Genomic DNA, 3,152 nt, shown 5'->3' with positions numbered 1-3,152 from the left:
CTCTGTTTTTGAAAATTCCTTAACCTTAGTCTTGGAATTTTCTAGAGAAGAAGAGTTTCATTTAGCTCCAGTTTTCACCGGAACTCGTCTTGCGACTTTTTAAGTTGCTCTGACGAGGCTTTTGTGCTTTAATGGCTCTCAAACTTATTCTTTTGTCTAGGTTCACCGCACCTCGGTCGCTTCGCTCGCTGCCGTTTCCGGTTCGCTTCGCTTTCGCTTCCCCCTCAGCGCTTTATTAAATTAACAACCTTTCTCGAACTTGTCAACTCCTTTTGAAAAAAATTTTTCGCGCACATACCCCAAATTCCCCAAACTCCCTTACAGCAATGCTTTGAACGAATAAATTTTCTTCGATTTTTTATTTAGATACGAGGCGCGCCCCAGAATCGGTACGATCGGGGCGCGCTGTTTTATGGATGACTGAGTGGATAAGGAGGATTCGGCAGTGTTTTTTCAGGATGCGATCGCGACGTTGCATGGGTTTTGGGCAGGGCAGGGGTGTTTGATTGGTCAGCCCTATGACACAGAGAAGGGGGCGGGCACGAAAAACCCCCATACGTTTTTACGGGCGCTGGGGCCGGAACCTTGGTCGGTTGCCTATGTGGAGCCTTGCCGACGACCGACGGATGGGCGGTATGGGGAGAATCCAAACCGCTACCAGCACTACTACCAGTACCAGGTGCTGATTAAGCCGTCGCCGGACAATATCCAAGAGATCTATCTAGATTCGCTGCGGGCGTTGGGAATTCGCCCGGAGGATCACGATGTGCGGTTTGTGGAGGATAACTGGGAGGATGCGTCGGTTGGCGCTTGGGGTGTGGGTTGGGAGGTTTGGCTGGATGGAATGGAGGTGACGCAGTTTACGTATTTCCAGCAGTGCGGTGGCTTGGATTGCGATCCGGTGTCGATCGAGATTACCTATGGCTTGGAGCGGTTGGTGATGTATCTCCAAGGGGTGAGTGCGATCGCGAATATTCGTTGGAATGACCGGCTGCTCTATGGCGATGTCCACATGCAGGGAGAAATTGAGCAGTGCCATTACAATTTCGAAGCGTCGGATCCAGAGATGCTGTTTGCGCTGTTTGGGTTGTATGAGAAGGAAGCGCTGCAACTGATTGAGCGGCGTTTAGCGATTCCGGCATTGGATTTTGTGCTGAAGTGCTCGCACACGTTCAATATGTTGGACGCACGGGGGGTGATTGCGGTGATGGAGCGAACGCGCTATATCGGCCGCATTCGCGGGATGGCGCGGCAGGTGGCGAAGCTTTATGTGGAGCGGCGAGAGGAGATGGGGTTTCCGCTGTGCCGATCGACGGCTGGGGTGTTGACGAAGGTTTAAAGGTTTCAAGAGCAGAGAGCAAGGGTTAGGGAAAGGGGGCGATCGCGAAAGTCTTTATACTCGAAAGGACTGATGGGCCTGGCTATGAGGTCTCGATGAGCCGCTTTTGAGAGAGGACGAGGAGAATGGATTTGCTTTCGACGGTTGCAGACCGGCTGACGGAGATTCTGGAGCCGATCGCGGCTCAGTTTCGGGGAATGAATTTGCCGGAACCAGTCACCCATTGGGGCCACCCACTGATGATGGGGATTGTGATGTTTGCGATGGGAACTGCGGCGGTCGTGATGGGCTGGAAGGGCCGCCTGACAGAGCCGAGTGATGCAAAGGTCACAATGCTGACGAGCCATAAACGCTTGGCTCTTTGGATGACGACGTTTATGGCGATGGGTTACTCGGGCGGTTTGTTGTCGCTGATCATGCAACAGAAGCCGATTCTGGAAAGCCCCCACTTCTGGACGGGGACGCTGGTGCTGGGGTTGTTGGGTGCTAATGGTGCAATTTCCATGTCGAAGTTTGGGGGCGGTCAACCGGCATTGCGGACGGCCCATGCGTATTTGGGGTCGTTGGCGTTTGGAGTCATGGTGCTCCATGCAATTTTCGGATTGCGGTTGGGCCTGTCGCTGTAAGCCATTGGCGATCGGGAGTGGGTTCGATGGCTAGTCTGAGCGCGGGCGCAGGGTGCTGGCGCGTTACAGACTGGCACTTGACTGAGTCATGAATTGGGGCGATCGGGTGGCAGGAGTCTACTCGATCGCCCTTTTTAATCGCTTCCTGGTTTCAGAACGAGGATTTCACAACGAGGAGCTGAAGCAACGATGACGGGGCCGGCAATTTTGGGGTTGGCATTTGTGGCGGGATTGCTGGTCTGGGGACTGCCGGGTGGCGGGTTGTGGCTGCTGGGCTTGGGGCTGGTGATGGCGGGGGTGCGATCGAGTGCGATCGCCCGGCGGTTGCCCTGGCTTGACCCGAGCTTGAAGCCCTTGTTTTGGGTGGTGGCGGGTTGTGTGGGATTGATGGCCACGCTGTATTTGCAATGGCGACTGCCACAGCCGGGCACGGATGACATTAGCCGCGCGATCGCCCGTTTGGAACAGGCCGGCCAGGCGATCGAGCTGGCCACCGTTCGGGGTCAAGTGGACTCGGCTTATCAAATCACCCAATCCGGCAAAGCCAGATTTTGGTTGCAATCCACGCAATTGCTGCAAATTCCAACGGCCACCGGCCCCGCCATCAACCCACCCCCCCAAAATCTGGTCCAGAGCGTTACGGGTCGAGTCTATGCAACGGTTCCTCTGCTCCAAGCAACGGGGCTGAAGCCGGGTCAGATGGTGGAAGTGACGGGACGGTTATATCGACCGCAACGGCCCACTAACCCCGGCGGGTTTGACTTTGCTTGGTATTTGCAGCGGGAAGGTAGTTTTGCAGGGATCTCTGGGCAAACGGTTCAGACCATTGATGGGGCGGTGCAACCAGATTCTTGGTGGAGCCTCAGTGCCTTCAATCCGCAAATGGTGCGCAAGCGCCTGGTGCAATCCCTGGTCAAGGTGATGGGATTTCCGGAAGGCGCGTTTCTGGGAGCCTTGATTTTGGGTCGGCTGGCCGTGGACTTGCCCGCAGATCTACAAACCACTTTTGTGCGAGCTGGCCTATCCCATGTGTTGGCTGCATCTGGGTTTCAGATTGTGGTGATTTTGGGGGTCTTTTTAGGGTTGATTCGGGTGCGCCCCTTGCCCTTGGCGGTGGCAATCGGGGGTGGAATCTTGCTCGGGGGTTATGTTTGGCTGGCGGGGGCCAGTCCCTCCGTGCTGCGGGC

Annotated in this window: 3 protein-coding genes; all 3 read left to right on the top strand. The window is 55.6% G+C overall.

Annotation, left to right across the window (positions count from 1 at the left end):
- The first annotated feature begins 445 nt into the window (after positions 1-445).
- Complete coding sequence (gene glyQ / locus AMR42_RS02600; RefSeq protein WP_199858062.1) at positions 446-1,339, top strand: glycine--tRNA ligase subunit alpha; 894 nt, start codon at positions 446-448, stop codon at positions 1,337-1,339.
- A 125-nt stretch (positions 1,340-1,464) separates the two neighbouring features.
- The gene (locus tag AMR42_RS02595; RefSeq protein WP_099531918.1) at positions 1,465-1,965 is read left to right on the top strand and encodes a DUF4079 domain-containing protein; all 501 of its coding nucleotides are present in this window, start codon (positions 1,465-1,467) and stop codon (positions 1,963-1,965) included.
- Positions 1,966-2,154: 189 nt separating this feature from the next.
- A partial coding sequence (locus tag AMR42_RS02590) for a ComEC/Rec2 family competence protein (RefSeq protein ID WP_143472903.1) occupies positions 2,155-3,152 on the top strand: 998 nt, incomplete at its 3' end.

This window comes from Limnothrix sp. PR1529, from assembly GCF_002742025.1.
In the GTDB taxonomy this organism is placed as follows: domain Bacteria; phylum Cyanobacteriota; class Cyanobacteriia; order CACIAM-69d; family CACIAM-69d; genus CACIAM-69d.
The sequence above is the reverse complement of the archived record's forward strand: the minus strand, read 5'-3'. Positions and strand labels throughout refer to the sequence as shown.

Excerpts from the sequence above, each read along its gene's own strand:
- AMR42_RS02595 (WP_099531918.1), top strand. The coding sequence starts at position 1,465 with ATGGATTTGCTTTCGACGGTTGCAGACCGGCTGACGGAGATTCTGGAG.